The sequence below is a fragment of the Pseudomonas parafulva genome (assembly GCF_000800255.1).
GTDB lineage: Bacteria > Pseudomonadota > Gammaproteobacteria > Pseudomonadales > Pseudomonadaceae > Aquipseudomonas > Aquipseudomonas boreofloridensis.
The window spans coordinates 405057-420853 of sequence record NZ_CP009747.1; the positions used below are offsets into that span (position 1 = coordinate 405057).

Consider the following 15797-nt stretch of genomic DNA (forward strand, 5'->3'; position numbering starts at 1 on the left):
GGGCTTTTGGTGCATCATGCCGGGTAGGCTTTGGAATCGAGAGTGCGCGATGCTGGACGAGCTTCTTCGCCGTATGAGCAACCATATCCCCGTGCCCCTGGAGGCGGACCGCCGTTTTCCGGAGGCGGCGGTGCTGTTGCCCATCACCCGCAGCGAAGAGCCCGAGCTGGTCCTGACCTTGCGCGCCCAGGGCCTGTCGACCCATGGCGGCGAAGTGGCCTTTCCGGGTGGAAGGCGCGATCCCGAGGACCCTGACCTGGTCTTCACCGCCTTGCGTGAGGCCGAAGAAGAAATCGGCCTGCCGCCCGGCTTGGTGGAAGTGCTCGGTCCGCTGAGCCCGCTGGTTTCCCTGCATGGCTTGAAGGTAACGCCGTTCGTCGGCGTGATTCCGGATTACGTCGAATACCGCGCCAACGATGCCGAGATCGCTGCGGTGTTCACGGTGCCGCTGTCGTTCTTTCGCCAGGACCCTCGCGATCACACCCACCGTATCGACTACCAGGGCCGCAGTTGGTACGTGCCCAGCTACCGCTATGGCGACTACAAGATCTGGGGCTTGTCGGCGATCATGATCGTCGAGCTGGTCAACCTGCTGTTCGACGCGGGCATCAGCTTGCACCGGCCGCCCGAGCGTTTCATCGAGCACTGAGCGGGGTCCACCCGCCAACCGCAGCCAACCGTGAGGAAGCACATATGAAATACCGCCTGGGCGACCTGCGCGTCGAAGCCCATCCCAGCAGTTGGGCCGCGCCCACCGCCACGTTGATCGGCAAGGTGCGCCTGCAGGCGCGGGCCAGTGTCTGGTTCGGCGCCGTGCTGCGTGGCGACAACGAGTTGATCGACATCGGCGAGGACAGCAACGTCCAGGACGGCACGGTGATGCACACCGACCTGGGCTCGCCGCTGACCCTGGGCAAGGGCGTGACCATCGGCCATAACGCCATGCTGCATGGCTGCAGCGTCGGCGACTACAGTCTGATCGGCATCAACGCGGTGATTCTCAATGGCGCGCGTATCGGTCGATACTGCATCATCGGCGCCAACGCACTCATCCCCGAGGGCAAGGAAATTCCCGACGGCTCGCTGGTGATGGGCTCGCCGGGCAAGGTGGTGCGCGAGCTCACCGAGCAGCAGAAGCGCATGCTCGAGGCCAGCGCTGCGCATTACGTGCACAACGCCGAGCGTTATGGGCGCGAGTTGGTGCTCGATGAAGACTGACGAGCGGCCGGTCGGCTCACCCTGCGTCAACGTCTGCGCCCTGGACGAGCAGGACATTTGCACGGGTTGCCAGCGTACCGTGGAGGAAATCAGCCAATGGACACGCCTGGACAACGACCAGCGCCGGGCAGTGCTGGTGCGTTGTCACGAGCGGGCGCTGGCGGCGGGCCTGGTCATCGGTTGAGCGTGTCTTCGGGCGGGGTTGCGCAGCAGCGGGTTTACCGGCGATTCACTCCCCGCTAATCTGTCCGGCTTGCCCACAGAATCTCCAATCATGTTCTATCTCATCGCCTATATCAGCAGCGTGGTGCTGATCAACTACGCCTTCTCCAGTGCGCCGCACCTGGACGTGATCTGGTCCGCCTGGGGCGGGCTGGTGTTCATCCTGCGCGACATGGTCCAGACCCGCTTCGGCCATGGCGCCCTGATCGCCATGCTGGCCGCGCTGGTGCTGTCCTACGCCACCTCCGAACCGGCCATCGCCCTGGCCAGTGCCACGGCGTTCTTCGTGTCCGAGCTGATCGACTGGCTGGTGTTCAGCATCACCCGCAGGCCCCTGCGCGATCGCCTGTGGCTGAGCTCGGCCCTGAGCATTCCGGTGGACACCTTCATCTTCTTCGGCATGATCGGTGCGCTTACCCCAGCGGTGATCGGCACGGCCATGGCCTCAAAGTTCGCCGGGGTGACCGCAGTCTGGCTGATCATGGCCTGGCGTGCTCGCCGCTTGCTGGCAGCCGGTTGAAGCGCACGCGATTGATGTAGAATACCGGTCCTTTTTCAGCGGGCAGCCCCTGCCGGCGCGCCCCGGACGCCTACGAGGACCTGAAATGACCCGTATCGGAACCCCATTGTCGCCCACCGCGACCCGCGTACTGCTGTGTGGCTGCGGCGAGCTGGGCAAGGAAGTGGTGATCGAGCTGCAGCGCCTGGGCGTCGAAGTGATTGCCGTGGACCGTTACGCCAATGCGCCGGCCATGCAGGTGGCCCACCGTAGCCACGTGATCAACATGCTCGATGGCGTCGCCCTGCGCGCTGTGATCGAAGCGGAAAAACCGCATTACATCGTGCCGGAGATCGAAGCCATCGCCACGGCCACGCTGGTGGAGCTGGAAAACGAAGGCTTCAACGTGGTGCCGACGGCCCGCGCCACCCAGTTGACCATGAACCGCGAAGGCATCCGCCGCCTGGCCGCCGAAGAGCTGGAGTTGCCGACCTCGCCGTATCACTTCGCCGACACCTATGAAGACTTCGCCACGGGCGTGGCCGATGTGGGCTATCCGTGCGTGGTCAAGCCGGTCATGAGCTCGTCGGGCAAAGGCCAGAGCTTGCTGCGTAGCGATGCCGACCTGCAGAAAGCTTGGGATTACGCCCAAGAGGGCGGCCGTGCCGGCAAGGGCCGGGTAATCGTCGAGGGCTTCATCGATTTCGAGTATGAAATTACCCTGCTGACTGTCCGACACGTCGGCGGGACCACGTTCCTCGCGCCAGTCGGCCACCGTCAGGAGAAGGGCGACTATCAGGAGTCCTGGCAGCCCCAGGCCATGAGCCCGAAGGCCTTGGCCGAGTCGCAGCGCGTAGCGCAGGCGGTCACCGATGCGCTGGGCGGTCGTGGTCTGTTCGGGGTCGAGCTGTTCGTCAAGGGCGATCAGGTGTGGTTCAGCGAAGTGTCGCCGCGCCCTCACGACACCGGCCTGGTCACTCTGATTTCCCAGGATTTGTCGCAGTTCGCCCTGCATGCTCGCGCTATCCTGGGCCTGCCAATTCCGGTGGTCCGCCAGTTCGGCCCGTCGGCCTCGGCGGTGATCCTGCCGGAAGGTCAGTCGCAGCAGACCGCGTTCGCCAACCTCGGCGCCGCGCTGAGCGAGCCCGACACCGCCATTCGTCTGTTCGGCAAGCCGGAAATCAACGGCACTCGACGCATGGGCGTGTGTCTGGCACGCGACGAGTCGATCGAAGCCGCCCGCGCCAAGGCCACCCGCGCCGCCCAGGCAGTCCACGTCGACTTTTAAACCACGAGCGGCAAGCTACAAGCCGCAAGCTACAAGCGGCAAGAAAGAGCGATCCGCGGCGTGTGCGGATCCTCTTGCAGCTTGTAGCTTGTAGCTTGTAGCTTGTAGCTTGCCGCTTGCAACTGGCCGCAGGCCCAGGCTTAAAGCTGCGTCTGCCGGGTCTCCTTCAGGCACAGTACCGCGATCACGCTGATGAGCGCGGCTGCCGACACATACCCGCCTACCCAACTCAATCCACCCAGGCTCACCAGCTTCTGGGCGAAGAATGGCGCGGCCGAGGCGCCGACGATGCCGCCCAGGTTGTAGGCCGCCGAGGCGCCGGTGTAGCGCACGTGGGTGGGGAACAGCTCTGGCAGCAAGGCCCCCATCGGTGCGAAGGTCACGCCCATCAGGAACAGCTCGAGGGCCAGGAACAGCGCCACGCCGGTCGTGGAGCCAGAGGTCAGCAGCGGCTCCATGGTGAAACCCGACGCGATCGCCAGCAGTCCGCCGACCACCAGCACTGGCTTGCGCCCGTAGCGGTCGCTGAGCCAGGCCGACAGCGGCGTGGCCAGGGCCATGAACACCACGGCGAAGCACAGCAGGCCGAGGAAGGTCTCGCGGCTGTAGCCCAGCGTCGAGACGCCATAGCTGAGCGAGAACACCGTGGAGATGTAGAACAGTGCGTAGCACACCACCATCGCCGCCGCGCCGAGCAGGGTGGGGCGCCAGTGGTGGGTGAACAGGTCGACCACCGGCATCTTCACCCGCTCGTGACGCGCCACGGCCTTGGCGAACACCGGGCTTTCCTCGAGCTTGAGTCGCACATAGAGACCGACCAGCACCAGCGCCGCGCTGAGCAGGAAGGGAATGCGCCAGCCCCATTCACGGAATTGCTCGTCGCTGAGCAGCAAGGCCAGTGTCAGGAACAGGCCATTGGCGGCCAGGAAACCGATCGACGGCCCGAGCTGGGGAAACATGCCGAACCAGGCGCGCTTGCCTTCAGGCGCATTCTCGGTGGCCAGCAGCGCCGCCCCGCCCCATTCCCCGCCCAGCCCCAGGCCCTGGCCGAAGCGCAGTACACAGAGGATGATCGGTGCCCACACGCCGATGCTGTCGTAGCCAGGCAGCACGCCGATCAGGGTGGTCGATACGCCCATCAGCAGCAGCGAGGCCACCAGCGTCGACTTGCGCCCGATACGATCGCCGAAGTGGCCGAACAGGGCCGAGCCCAGCGGGCGGGCGAGAAAGGCGATGCCGAAGGTGAGAAAGGCCGCCAGCATCTGCGCGGTGCCTGAGCCTGAGGGGAAGAATACCGGGCCGATGACCAGTGCCGCGGCAGTCGCATAGACGTAGAAATCGTAGAACTCGATGGCGGTGCCGATGAAGCTGGCGGTCGCCACGCGGGCAGGTGAATTGACCGGAGTCGCCGAGGCAGGCTCGGCGTAGGTGCTGCTGGTTGTCATGCGAAAGTCCCTGAGCAGTCGTTCGCGGGGCTGCACGCGCAGGCCACCGCGTATTATTGTGGTTCGCCAGGCTGACGAAGACCCAGGGATGGCAGGGTGCGGATGCTGTTCGGGGTAGATGGCAGGACCGCAGGCTCGTCAGCAGCGGACTGGCCGTGAGCCGCCGATGCGGATAGCGGGCGGGACGGCAGGGCTGGGTAAGCGTGGGCCGAGTATAGCTAGCGAGTGACGGCCCAGACCAGCACCTTGCTGGCACAGTTGTCCTCGATTTCGAGGATCTCCAGGCGATAGCGACCGATCTTCAGGCAGACCGCGCTGGGGGGAATGCTTTCCAGGGCTTCGGTGACCAGGCCGTTGAGGGTTTTCGGGCCGCCGTCGCAGGGCAGGTGCCAGCCGAGACTGCGGTTGAGCTCGCGCAACGAAGCGGTGCCATCGATGACGAAGCGGCCATCGACCTGCGGGTGAATGTGCGGATTGTCCAGGCCCTGCTCTTCCTCGAACTCGCCGACGATTTCTTCGAGGATGTCTTCGAGCGTCACCAGGCCCAGCACCTCGCCATATTCGTCCACCACCACACCCATGCGCCGTTGCTGCTTGTGGAAATTCAGCAATTGCAGATGCAGAGGCGTGCTTTCGGGGACGAAATAGGGGTCGTAGCAGGCGCTCTTCAGGCTCTCCAGGGTCAGCTCGGCGCTGGCCAGCAAGTGACTGATGAGCTTGGTGTTGAGGATGGCTTCGACCTGATTGATGTCGTTGTGATAGACCGGCAGCCGCGTGTGGCGGCTGACAATCAATTGCCGGACGATCTGTTCGAGCGGGTCGTCGAGGTTGATGCCATCGACTTCGTTGCGTGGCACCAGGATGTCGTTGACAGTGATCTTGTCCAACGCTTGCAAGCCCTCGGCCAGGCCCTGGCGGGGTGCTTCGTGGGGCTCGTGTTCGTCGAAACGCTCCTCGTCCTGTGGGTGCAGGGCGACGGCGGCAGGCTGTACGCGGAACGGGCGCAAAATGAGCTTGGCCATCCCGTCGAGCAGGCAGGCCAGTGGCTGCAGCAGCGTCAGTGGCAGTTTCAGCAGGCTGGCGCCGAGGCTGACGAAGGCTTGGGGGTTACGCCGGGCCAGGCGGCGCGGCAGGTACTCGGCCAGCACCAGCAGCGCCAGCGTGGCGCCGAGTCCGCCCAGCCAAAACCCTTGCTCGCCGCTATGGCGCTGGCCGATCAGGCAGGCCAGGCCCAGGACCAGCAATCGGCCCAGGCTGGCGCATAGCACCAAGGCCTGGGCGGGCAGGGCAGGGGCTGGCATGTCGTTGTGGCGGGGCTGGCCAAGCAGGTGCTGGCGGGCGGCGTCGACGGCGCTGAACAGCGCCGACCACAGCAGCGCCAGTGTCAGGGTGCCGAGCAGAGGGGCATACGGCAGAGTGTTCATGACCGCTCGTCAGATGTGCAGAATGAATTCGCGAACCAGCTTGCTGCCGAAATAGGCCAGCATCAGCAGGCAGAAACCGGCCAGCGTCCAGCGGATTGCCTTGTGTCCGCGCCAGCCCAGGCGGGTGCGTCCCCACAGCAGCACGCTGAACACGATCCACGCCAGGCACGACAACGAGGTCTTGTGCACCAGGTGCTGGGCGAACAGGTTGTCCAGGAACAGCCAGCCGGAAATCAGCGACAGCGACAGCAAGATCCACCCGGCCCAGAGGAAGCCAAACAGCAGGCTTTCCATGGTCTGCAGCGGCGGGAAGTTACGGATCAGTCCGGAGGGGTGCTTGTGCTTGAGCTGGTGATCCTGCAACAGCAACAGCAGCGACTGCACCACGGCGATGGTGAACAGGCCGTAGGCGAGGATCGACAACAGGATGTGCGCGAGGATGCCGGGCTCTTCGTTGACCAGTGGCACCGTACCGGCCGGCGCGAACTGCGACAGCAACGCAGTGATGGCGCCGAGCGGGAACAGCAGGACCAGCAGGTTCTCCACCGGAATGCTCAGGCAAGCCAGCAAGGTGAGTGCGATGACCGCCGTGGCGATCAGGCTGGCCGCACTGAAGAAGTCGAGGCTCAGCCCCAGCGGGGTGAGCAACTGGAAGAACAAGGCGCTGCCTTGGGCAAGCACGGCGACCACGCCCAGCAAGCCGAGCAGCCGTTTGTCCGCTTTGTTGCCCTGTGCCAGGCGCGTGCCCTGATGGACGGTCGCTGCGATGTAGAGAATGGCTGCGATCAGGTTGGGGATGAGGCTGGGTGAGGAGAGCATAGGTCCTGGGAGGCGAGCCCTTAAAGGAGGGGAGTTTCGCACCGTCAAGCCGCAAGCTGCAAGCTTCAAGAAGCCGCGGGCTTCGAGCTTGGAGTGGCAAGCAGGAGCGGATCGCACCAAACTCGCTTGCCGCTTGCCGCTTGCCGCTTGCCGCTTGCCGCTTGCCGCTTGCCGCTTGCCGCTTCGCGCCTTCGTCGCTCTCCGTTATACTGCCCGGCTTGCTGTGCTCTCGGCGTGCGATGTTTGCCGGGGCGCCTGAACAACCTCGGCTTCACTGGGCCTGAAAGGATCACCATGTTCGAAAACCTGACCGACCGTCTGTCACAGACGCTGCGCCATGTCACCGGCAAGGCCAAGCTGACCGAAGAGAACATCAAGGACACCCTGCGCGAAGTGCGCATGGCCCTGCTCGAGGCCGATGTCGCCCTGCCGGTGGTCAAGGACTTCGTCAACAGCATCAAGGAGCGTGCAGTCGGCACCGAAGTGTCGCGCAGCCTCACCCCGGGCCAGGCTTTCGTGAAGATCGTCCAGGCCGAGCTCGAAAGCCTGATGGGCGCGGCCAACGAAGACCTGGCGCTCAATGCAGCCCCGCCGGCCGTGGTGCTGATGGCCGGTCTGCAAGGTGCGGGCAAGACCACTACTGCCGGCAAGCTGGCGCGCTTTCTCAAGGAGCGCAAGAAGAAGAGCGTGATGGTGGTGTCCGCCGACGTCTACCGTCCCGCGGCGATCAAGCAGCTCGAAACCCTGGCCAACGACATCGGCGTGACCTTCTTCCCGTCCGATATCAGCCAGAAGCCGGTGGATATCGCCGAGGCGGCGATTCGCGAAGCCAAGATCAAGTTCATCGACGTGGTCATTCTCGACACCGCCGGTCGTCTGCACATCGACGCCGACATGATGGATGAGATCAAGGCCCTGCATGCCGCGGTCAAGCCGGTGGAAACCCTGTTCGTGGTCGACGCCATGACCGGCCAGGACGCCGCCAACACCGCCAAGGCGTTCGGCGAAGCGCTACCGCTGACCGGCGTGGTGCTGACCAAGGTCGACGGTGACGCCCGCGGCGGTGCCGCGCTGTCGGTGCGTGCCATTACCGGCAAGCCGATCAAGTTCATCGGCATGGGCGAGAAGAGCGAAGCGCTCGAGCCGTTCCACCCCGACCGCATCGCTTCGCGCATCCTCGGTATGGGCGATGTGCTTAGCCTGATCGAGCAGGCCGAGCAGAACATCGACAAGGCCAAGGCCGACAAACTCGCCAAGAAGCTGAAGAAGGGCAAGGGCTTCGACCTCGAAGACTTCCGCGACCAGCTGCAGCAGATGAAGAACATGGGCGGCCTGGGCGGCTTGATGGACAAGCTGCCGAGCATCGGCGGGGTCAATCTGTCGCAGATGGGCAATGCCCAGGGCGCGGCCGAGAAGCAGTTCAAGCAGATGGAGGCGATCATCAACTCCATGACCCCGGCCGAGCGCCGCGATCCCGACCTGATCAGCGGGTCGCGCAAGCGCCGCATCGCCATGGGTTCCGGCACCCAGGTGCAGGACATCGGTCGGCTGATCAAGCAGCACAAGCAGATGCAGAAGATGATGAAGAAATTCTCCGCCAAAGGCGGCATGGCCAAGATGATGCGCGGCCTGGGCGGGATGCTGCCCGGTGGCGGCATGCCGAAACTGTAAGGAATCCGATCGGCTGCTCGCCTCGCGCGGCAGCCGATCCGACCCCGCTTCGGCGGGAAAACCGGCCGCCTCAGCGCGGCTTAACCGGCAGGTCTGGCCGGCATTGCAAGGCTTTTGCGAAAAAGCCATTTGCAAATGTCCGTGTATTCCCCGAGAATATGCGGCCTTTTGGGCACCCGTGTGCCTATTTGGCATTCAGATTTGCAGCACCGACTGCAGTACCGACTATAGGAACGATGTTCACATGGTAACCATTCGTCTGGCCCGTGGCGGCTCGAAAAAGCGCCCCTTCTACCACCTGACCGTGACCAACTCGCGTAACGCCCGTGACGGCCGTTTCGTTGAGCGCGTAGGCTTCTTCAACCCGATCGCATCGGGCGCCGAAGTCAAGCTGTCGGTCAACCAGGAACGCGTCACCTACTGGCTGAGCCAGGGCGCGCAGCCGTCTGAGCGTGTTGCTCAGCTGCTGAAGGACGCTGCCAAGGCCGCCGCCTGAGCAGTATGAACGCGACGCCAGAAAAGCCTGACGATCTCATCGTCGTCGGCAAGATTTTTTCGGCTCACGGCGTTCGCGGCGAGGTGAAGGTGTATTCCTTTACCGATCCGATTGAAAACCTGTTGGATTATCCGCGCTGGACGCTCAGGCACGAAGGCAAGGTAAAACAGGTCGAGCTGGTCAGCGGTCGTGGCTCCCAGAAGGGCCTGGTCGTGAAGTTGAAAGGTCTCGAGGATCGCGATGAAGCCCGTCTTCTGAGCGGTTACGAAATCTGCATACCGCGGAGCCTTTTGCCCAACCTGGCTGCTGACGAGTACTACTGGTACCAGTTGGTAGGCCTGAAGGTCATCAACCAGGACGAACAGCTGTTCGGCAAGGTCGATCACCTGTTGGAGACCGGTGCGAACGATGTCATGGTGGTCAAGCCTTGCGCTGGCAGCCTGGACGATCGCGAGCGTTTGTTGCCCTACACGGCGCAATGCGTGCTGGCCATCGACCTGGAAACAGGCGTGATGCGAGTCGAATGGGACGCGGATTTCTAGACGATGGGTAACCTTCGCGTAGAAGTCGTCACGTTGTTCCCGGAGATGTTCTCGGCCATCACGGAGTACGGCATTACCAGCCGCGCGGTGAAACAGGGGTTGCTTCAGGTGACCTGCTGGAATCCGCGGGACTACACCACGGATCGTCACCATACGGTGGATGATCGGCCTTTTGGCGGTGGTCCGGGCATGGTGATGAAAATCAAGCCTCTGGAAGACGCCCTGGCCAGTGCCAGGCAAGCGACCGGAGCAGCGGCGAAGGTGATCTACCTCTCGCCACAAGGCCGCAAGCTGACTCAGCAGGCGGTCAAAGGTCTGGCCGAACAGGAATCGTTGATCCTGATCGCGGGCCGTTACGAAGGCATCGACGAGCGCTTTATCGAGGCTCATGTCGATGAGGAGTGGTCGATTGGCGACTATGTGCTTTCCGGTGGCGAGCTGCCGGCCATGGTGTTGATCGATGCGGTTACACGGCTGCTGCCCGGAGCTTTAGGGCATGTGGACTCGGCGGAGGAAGACTCCTTCACCGACGGTCTGCTCGATTGCCCGCACTACACCCGACCTGAGGTGTATGCGGATCAGCGTGTACCCGACGTGTTGCTCAGTGGCAACCATGCACACATCCGGCGTTGGAGAATGAAGCAGTCCCTTGGTAGGACCTTCGAACGACGCGCCGATCTTCTGGAAAGTCGCTCGCTTTCTGGAGAAGAGAAGAAGCTGCTCGAGGAATACCTCCGCGAGCGGGACGATAGTTAAACGTATCGATGGTGGATCGCGTATCCATCTTAGGAGCACAGCATGACCAACAAGATCATCCAGCAGCTCGAAGCCGAGCAGATGAGCAAGGAAATCCCAGCCTTCGCACCCGGCGACACCATTGTCGTCCAGGTCAAAGTGAAGGAAGGTGAGCGTTCCCGTCTGCAGGCGTTCGAAGGCGTCGTCATCGCCAAGCGTAACCGCGGTCTGAACAGCGCCTTCACCGTGCGCAAGATCTCCAGCGGCGTTGGCGTCGAGCGTACCTTCCAGACCTACAGCCCGCAGATCGACAGCCTGGCCGTGAAACGTCGTGGTGACGTGCGTAAAGCCAAGCTGTACTACCTGCGCGACCTGTCCGGCAAAGCCGCTCGCATCAAGGAAAAACTGTCCTGAGTGCAGTTTGACCGGTGGCCTCGGCCACCTTGCGAGAGAAAGAGCAGCCTTCGGGCTGCTTTTTTGCGTTCTGCGTCCGTGAAAAGATGCGTCGCCAGGCCATTGCAGACAAGCGTTGTCCCGTGTGGAAGACTAGGCGCACTTTTTCGCCACAGACCCGTTAAATGCCTGCTCTGGACCACCCGCTGATCGACCAATTCCTCGACGCCCTCTGGCTGGAAAAGGGGCTGTCGGACAATACCCGTGTTTCCTATCGCAGCGATCTGGCCCTGTTCAACGGTTGGCTGCAGGAGCAGGGCCTGGCCTTGCCCGAGGCGGGCCGCGCCGCCATCCTCGATCACCTTGCCTGGCGTCTGGACCAGGGTTACAAGCCACGCTCCACCGCCCGCTTTCTGTCCGGAGTGCGGGGTTTCTATCGCTATCTGCTGCGCGAGAAGCTGATTGCCCTCGATCCCACCTTGCAGGTGGACATGCCGCAACTGGGCCGCCCGTTGCCCAAGTCGCTGTCGGAAGCGGACGTCGAGGCCCTGCTCAAGGCGCCTGATCTGGGTGAGGCCATCGGCCAGCGTGACCGCGCCATGCTCGAGGTGCTGTATGCCTGCGGCCTGCGGGTGACTGAGTTGGTCAGCCTGACCTTGGACCAGGTCAACCTCAGGCAAGGCGTCTTGCGGGTGATGGGCAAGGGCAGCAAGGAGCGCTTGGTGCCGATGGGTGAGGAAGCGGTGCTGTGGATCGAGCGCTACCTGCGCGGTGGCCGCGCCGATCTGCTCAACGGTCGTCCCAGCGACGTGCTGTTCCCCAGCCTGCGCGGGGAGGAAATGACCCGGCAGACCTTCTGGCACCGTATCAAGCACCATGCGCGCGTGGCCGGGATCGACAAGCCGCTGTCGCCGCACACCTTGCGCCATGCCTTCGCCACGCATTTACTCAACCACGGCGCCGACCTGCGCGTGGTGCAAATGCTGCTGGGCCACAGCGACCTGTCCACCACGCAGATCTACACCCATGTGGCCAAGGCGCGCTTGCAGCAGTTGCACGCCCAGCACCATCCGCGTGGATGAATGATCCTCATGTTCCGCTCGGCGGCTTTCCAGACACTGATTTCGTCCCCGCCTGATGTGGTAGTCTTGGGCGGTTTGCATCAGGGACCGCTCTAGTCGCCGCGCTTTTCCCGCAGGCGACGTCCTCCGGTCCCCGTCCGTCTTCAGGAGTACCCCATGCGCGTGACCCAGATTTTTGCCGCCGCCGCTCTGGCGTTGGCCAGTACCTTTGCCGCCGCCGCGGCCACCGAGGCCAGTGCCGGTGCCAATGCCAACGCAGGCGCCGAGCAGGCCATTCGCAACACGCTCAAGACCCTTGAACTGGAAGTGCCGATCGAGAGCGTCTCCAACAGCCCGGTCGGTGGTCTGTACGAAGTCAAGCTGCAAGGCGGTCGTGTGCTCTATGCCAGTGGTGACGGCCAGTACGTCATGCAGGGTTACCTGTATCAACTGCAGGACGGCAAGCCGGTCAATCTCACCGAGAAGACCGAGCGCCAAGGCATCGCCAAGCTGATCAACGGCATTCCCAAGGCTGAAATGGTCGTTTACCCGGCCAAGGGCGAAACCCGCTCGCACATCACCGTGTTCACCGATACCACGTGCCCGTACTGCCACAAGCTGCATGCTGAAGTACCGGAGCTGAACAAGCGCGGTATCGAGGTGCGGTACGTGGCCTTCCCGCGCCAAGGCCTGGGCTCGCCGGGTGACGAGCAGTTGCAGGCCGTGTGGTGCTCCAGCGATCGCGTCGCGGCGATGGACAAGATGGTCGATGGCAAGGAAATCAAGGCGGCCAAATGCGCCAACCCGGTCAGCAAACAGTTCCACCTCGGCCAGTCGATCGGCGTCAACGGTACGCCAGCGATCGTGCTCGAAAGCGGTCAGGTGATTCCGGGCTACCAGCCGGCACCGCAAGTGGCCAAGCTGGCGTTTGCCGGCCAGGCGCAAGCGGCCAAGTAATTCATTCAGTACGCCGTCGTCATGGGGTGACGGCATGTTTCACGGTCGGCATAGTGCCGGTCGTTCTATGGGGAGTTCACAGTGAAACCGGTCAAAGTAGGCATCTGTGGGTTGGGGACCGTCGGTGGCGGTACCTTCAATGTGCTTCAGCGCAACGCCGAGGAGATTGCCCGCCGTGCCGGGCGCGGTATTGAAGTGGCCCAGATCGCCATGCGCTCGCAGAACCCGAACTGCCAGATTACCGGTACCCCCATTACCGCTGATGTGTTCGACGTTGCGACCAACCCCGAGATCGACATCGTCATCGAGCTGATCGGTGGCTATACCATTGCCCGCGATCTGGTGCTCAAGGCCATCGAAAACGGCAAGCACGTGGTCACGGCCAACAAGGCGCTGATTGCCGTCCACGGCAACGAGATCTTTGCCAAAGCCCGCGAAAAGGGCGTGATCGTCGCCTTCGAAGCCGCAGTCGCTGGTGGCATTCCGGTGATCAAGGCCATTCGCGAGGGGCTGTCGGCCAACCGTATCAATTGGCTGGCCGGCATCATCAACGGCACCGGCAACTTCATCCTCACCGAAATGCGCGAGAAGGGCCGTGCCTTCCCTGATGTGCTGGCCGAGGCCCAGGCGCTGGGCTATGCCGAGGCCGATCCGACCTTCGATGTCGAGGGCATCGATGCTGCGCACAAGCTGACCATCCTGGCGTCCATCGCCTTTGGCATTCCGCTGCAGTTCGACAAGGCCTATACCGAAGGCATCACCCGTCTGACCACCGCCGACGTCAACTACGCCGAGGCCCTGGGCTATCGCATCAAGCACCTGGGCGTGGCGCGCCGTACCGCCGATGGCATCGAGCTGCGCGTCCACCCGACCCTGATTCCCAGCGACCGCCTGATCGCCAACGTCAACGGCGTGATGAACGCGGTGATGGTCAACGGCGATGCCGCCGGCTCGACCTTGTACTACGGCGCCGGTGCCGGCATGGAGCCGACCGCCTCTTCGGTGGTCGCCGACCTGGTCGATGTGGTGCGCGCCATGACCGCCGACCCGGAGAACCGCGTCCCGCACCTGGCGTTCCAGCCCGACTCGCTGTCGGCGCATCCGATCCTGCCGATCGAGGCCTGCGAAAGCGCCTACTACCTGCGCATCCAGGCCAAGGATCACCCGGGCGTGTTGGCCCAGGTGGCGAGCATCCTTTCCGAGCGTGGCATCAACATAGAGTCGATCATGCAGAAGGAAGCCGAGGAGCAGGATGGCCTGGTGCCGATGATCCTGCTCACTCACCGGGTCATCGAACAGCGCATCGACGACGCCATCGTCGCCTTGGAAGCGCTGCAGGACGTGGTCGGCAGCGTGGTACGCATCCGCGTCGAACAGCTCAATTAAGCGGCAAGCCTCAAGCTGCGAGCTGCCAGTAAAAGCGGCGCGGTGTTGAGGCTTTCAATAGAGTCCATTCGCGGCAAGGTGAGAAGCACAGCGCGAGAGCAACGCCAATCGGCTTTTCTCGTGGCTTGGCGCTTACAGCTTGCAGCTCAAATGAAAGGTTTGCACCCATGCGCTATATCAGTACTCGGGGCCAGGCTCCGGCGTTGAATTTCGAAGACGTTCTGCTGGCGGGCCTTGCCAGCGACGGCGGCCTGTACGTACCGGAAAACCTGCCGCGCTTCACCCAGGAAGAGATCGCTTCCTGGGCCGGCCTGCCGTATCACGAGCTGGCGTTCCGCGTCATGCGTCCCTTCGTGGCGGGCAGCATCGCCGATGCCGATTTCAAGAAGATTCTCGAGGAAACCTACGGCGTCTTCGCCCACGCTGCGGTGGCGCCGCTGCGCCAGCTCAATGGCAATGAGTGGGTGATGGAGCTGTTCCACGGCCCGACCCTGGCGTTCAAGGATTTCGCCCTGCAACTGCTGGGTCGTCTGCTCGACCACGTCTTGCTCAAGCGTGGCGAGCGTGTGGTGATCGTCGGCGCCACCAGCGGCGACACCGGCTCGGCTGCCATCGAAGGCTGCCGCCGCTGCGACAACGTCGATATCTTCATCCTGCACCCGCACCAGCGTGTGTCGGAAGTCCAGCGCCGCCAGATGACCACCATCCTGGGCGACAACATCCACAACATCGCCATCGAGGGCAACTTCGACGACTGCCAGGAGATGGTCAAGGCGAGTTTCGCCGACCAGTCCTTCCTCAAAGGCACCCGGCTGGTGGCGGTCAATTCGATCAACTGGGCGCGGATCATGGCTCAGATCGTCTACTACTTCCATGCGGCGCTGCAACTGGGTGGTCCGGCCCGTTCCGTGGCATTCTCGGTGCCGACCGGCAACTTCGGCGACATCTTCGCCGGTTACCTGGCGCGCAACATGGGTCTACCGATCAGCCAGTTAGTCGTGGCGACCAACCGCAATGACATCCTGCACCGCTTCATGAGCGGCAATCAGTACGTCAAGGACGCTCTGCACCCGACCCTGTCGCCGTCGATGGACATCATGGTCTCGTCGAACTTCGAGCGCCTGCTGTTCGACCTGCACGGTCGCAATGGCGCGGCGATTGCCGAGTTGATGGCCAACTTCAAGCAAGGCGGCGGTTTCAGCGTCGAGCAGGACCGCTGGACCGAGGCGCGCAAGCTGTTCGACTCACTGGCGGTGAGCGACGAGCAGACGTGCGACACCATTGCCGAGGTGTTCAAGGCCACTGGCGAGGTGCTCGATCCGCACACTGCAATCGGTGTCAAGGCTGCTCGCGAGTGCCGCCGTAGCCTGGATACGCCGATGGTGGTGCTGGGCACTGCACACCCGGTGAAGTTCCCCGAGGCGGTCGAGCAGGCGGGCGTCGGCAAGGCGCTGGAGTTGCCGGTGCACCTGAGCGACCTGTTCAGCCGTGAGGAGCGTTGCACGGTGCTGGCCAACGATCTGAAAGCGGTCCAGGCGTTCGTCAGCCAGCACGGTAATCGCGGCAAGCCGCTGTAAGGCGTTCTGGTCGCGAGGCCAAGCGGGGCAAGTCGGTCATCCGGCTTGCCCCGTTTTCGTTCGA

At 63.3% G+C, this 15797-nt stretch carries 17 protein-coding genes; 14 read left to right on the forward strand and 3 right to left on the reverse strand.

The window, feature by feature from the left end; all coding sequences use genetic code 11:
• Nucleotides 1-49: 49 nt before the first annotated feature.
• From NJ69_RS01765 to purT, 5 genes are all read left to right on the forward strand, one after another.
• A complete protein-coding gene (locus tag NJ69_RS01765; RefSeq protein ID WP_029613355.1) occupies nt 50-649 on the forward strand; it encodes a CoA pyrophosphatase in 600 nt (199 codons plus the stop codon).
• A gap of 44 nt (nt 650-693) precedes the next feature.
• Entirely contained in the window at nt 694-1218 is a 525-nt protein-coding gene (locus tag NJ69_RS01770; protein ID WP_039575742.1) for a gamma carbonic anhydrase family protein, read from the forward strand.
• On the forward strand, nt 1208-1402 hold the full coding sequence (locus tag NJ69_RS01775; RefSeq protein ID WP_029613353.1) for a DUF1289 domain-containing protein: 195 nt from the start codon (nt 1208-1210) through the stop codon (nt 1400-1402). The genes NJ69_RS01770 and NJ69_RS01775 overlap by 11 nt, the downstream gene beginning before the upstream one ends.
• Nucleotides 1403-1492: 90 nt before the next feature.
• The gene (locus NJ69_RS01780; RefSeq protein ID WP_029613352.1) at nt 1493-1960 is read left to right on the forward strand and encodes a VUT family protein; all 468 of its coding nucleotides are present in this window, start codon (nt 1493-1495) and stop codon (nt 1958-1960) included.
• An 85-nt stretch (nt 1961-2045) separates the two neighbouring features.
• Entirely contained in the window at nt 2046-3227 is a 1182-nt protein-coding gene (gene purT / locus NJ69_RS01785) for a formate-dependent phosphoribosylglycinamide formyltransferase (RefSeq protein WP_039575745.1), read from the forward strand.
• Nucleotides 3228-3367: 140 nt separating this feature from the next.
• Here purT and NJ69_RS01790 read toward each other — a convergent pair whose 3' ends face one another.
• The 3 genes from NJ69_RS01790 to NJ69_RS01800 form a co-directional block, all read right to left on the reverse strand.
• Nucleotides 3368-4672 carry an MFS transporter gene (locus NJ69_RS01790; protein WP_039575746.1) on the reverse strand — a complete coding sequence of 435 codons (1305 nt, stop codon included), beginning with the start codon at nt 4670-4672 and terminating at the stop codon, nt 3368-3370.
• A 218-nt stretch (nt 4673-4890) separates the two neighbouring features.
• Nucleotides 4891-6096, reverse strand: a complete 1206-nt coding sequence (locus tag NJ69_RS01795) for a transporter associated domain-containing protein (RefSeq protein WP_039575749.1) — start codon at nt 6094-6096, stop codon at nt 4891-4893.
• A gap of 9 nt (nt 6097-6105) precedes the next feature.
• Nucleotides 6106-6915: a cytochrome C assembly family protein gene (locus NJ69_RS01800; RefSeq protein ID WP_029613350.1), complete on the reverse strand. Its 810-nt coding sequence runs from the start codon at nt 6913-6915 to the stop codon at nt 6106-6108.
• Nucleotides 6916-7209: 294 nt separating this feature from the next.
• On the opposite strand from NJ69_RS01800, the gene ffh reads away from it, so the two are divergent.
• The 9 genes from ffh (at nt 7210) to thrC (ending at nt 15733) form a co-directional block, all read left to right on the forward strand.
• Complete coding sequence (ffh, locus tag NJ69_RS01805) at nt 7210-8586, forward strand: signal recognition particle protein (protein ID WP_029613349.1); 1377 nt, start codon at nt 7210-7212, stop codon at nt 8584-8586.
• Nucleotides 8587-8830: 244 nt separating this feature from the next.
• The gene (rpsP, locus tag NJ69_RS01810; RefSeq protein WP_008094480.1) at nt 8831-9082 is read left to right on the forward strand and encodes a 30S ribosomal protein S16; all 252 of its coding nucleotides are present in this window, start codon (nt 8831-8833) and stop codon (nt 9080-9082) included.
• Nucleotides 9083-9087: 5 nt separating this feature from the next.
• Nucleotides 9088-9624 carry a ribosome maturation factor RimM gene (rimM, locus tag NJ69_RS01815; RefSeq protein WP_039575758.1) on the forward strand — a complete coding sequence of 179 codons (537 nt, stop codon included), beginning with the start codon at nt 9088-9090 and terminating at the stop codon, nt 9622-9624.
• A gap of 3 nt (nt 9625-9627) precedes the next feature.
• Nucleotides 9628-10380, forward strand: coding sequence for a tRNA (guanosine(37)-N1)-methyltransferase TrmD (gene trmD, locus NJ69_RS01820; RefSeq protein ID WP_029613347.1), 753 nt, complete (start codon nt 9628-9630; stop codon nt 10378-10380).
• Between the two features lie 42 nt (nt 10381-10422).
• Complete coding sequence (gene rplS, locus NJ69_RS01825) at nt 10423-10773, forward strand: 50S ribosomal protein L19 (protein ID WP_029613346.1); 351 nt, start codon at nt 10423-10425, stop codon at nt 10771-10773.
• 164 nt (nt 10774-10937) lie between these two features.
• Nucleotides 10938-11834 (forward strand): site-specific tyrosine recombinase XerD, encoded by an 897-nt coding sequence (gene xerD / locus NJ69_RS01830; RefSeq protein WP_039575759.1) that lies wholly within the window; start codon nt 10938-10940, stop codon nt 11832-11834.
• Between the two features lie 156 nt (nt 11835-11990).
• Nucleotides 11991-12770 (forward strand): DsbC family protein, encoded by a 780-nt coding sequence (locus NJ69_RS01835; RefSeq protein WP_039575762.1) that lies wholly within the window; start codon nt 11991-11993, stop codon nt 12768-12770.
• A gap of 81 nt (nt 12771-12851) precedes the next feature.
• Nucleotides 12852-14156, forward strand: a complete 1305-nt coding sequence (locus NJ69_RS01840; protein ID WP_039575764.1) for a homoserine dehydrogenase — start codon at nt 12852-12854, stop codon at nt 14154-14156.
• 167 nt (nt 14157-14323) lie between these two features.
• On the forward strand, nt 14324-15733 hold the full coding sequence (gene thrC, locus NJ69_RS01845; protein WP_039575767.1) for a threonine synthase: 1410 nt from the start codon (nt 14324-14326) through the stop codon (nt 15731-15733).
• Nucleotides 15734-15797: the final 64 nt, after the last annotated feature.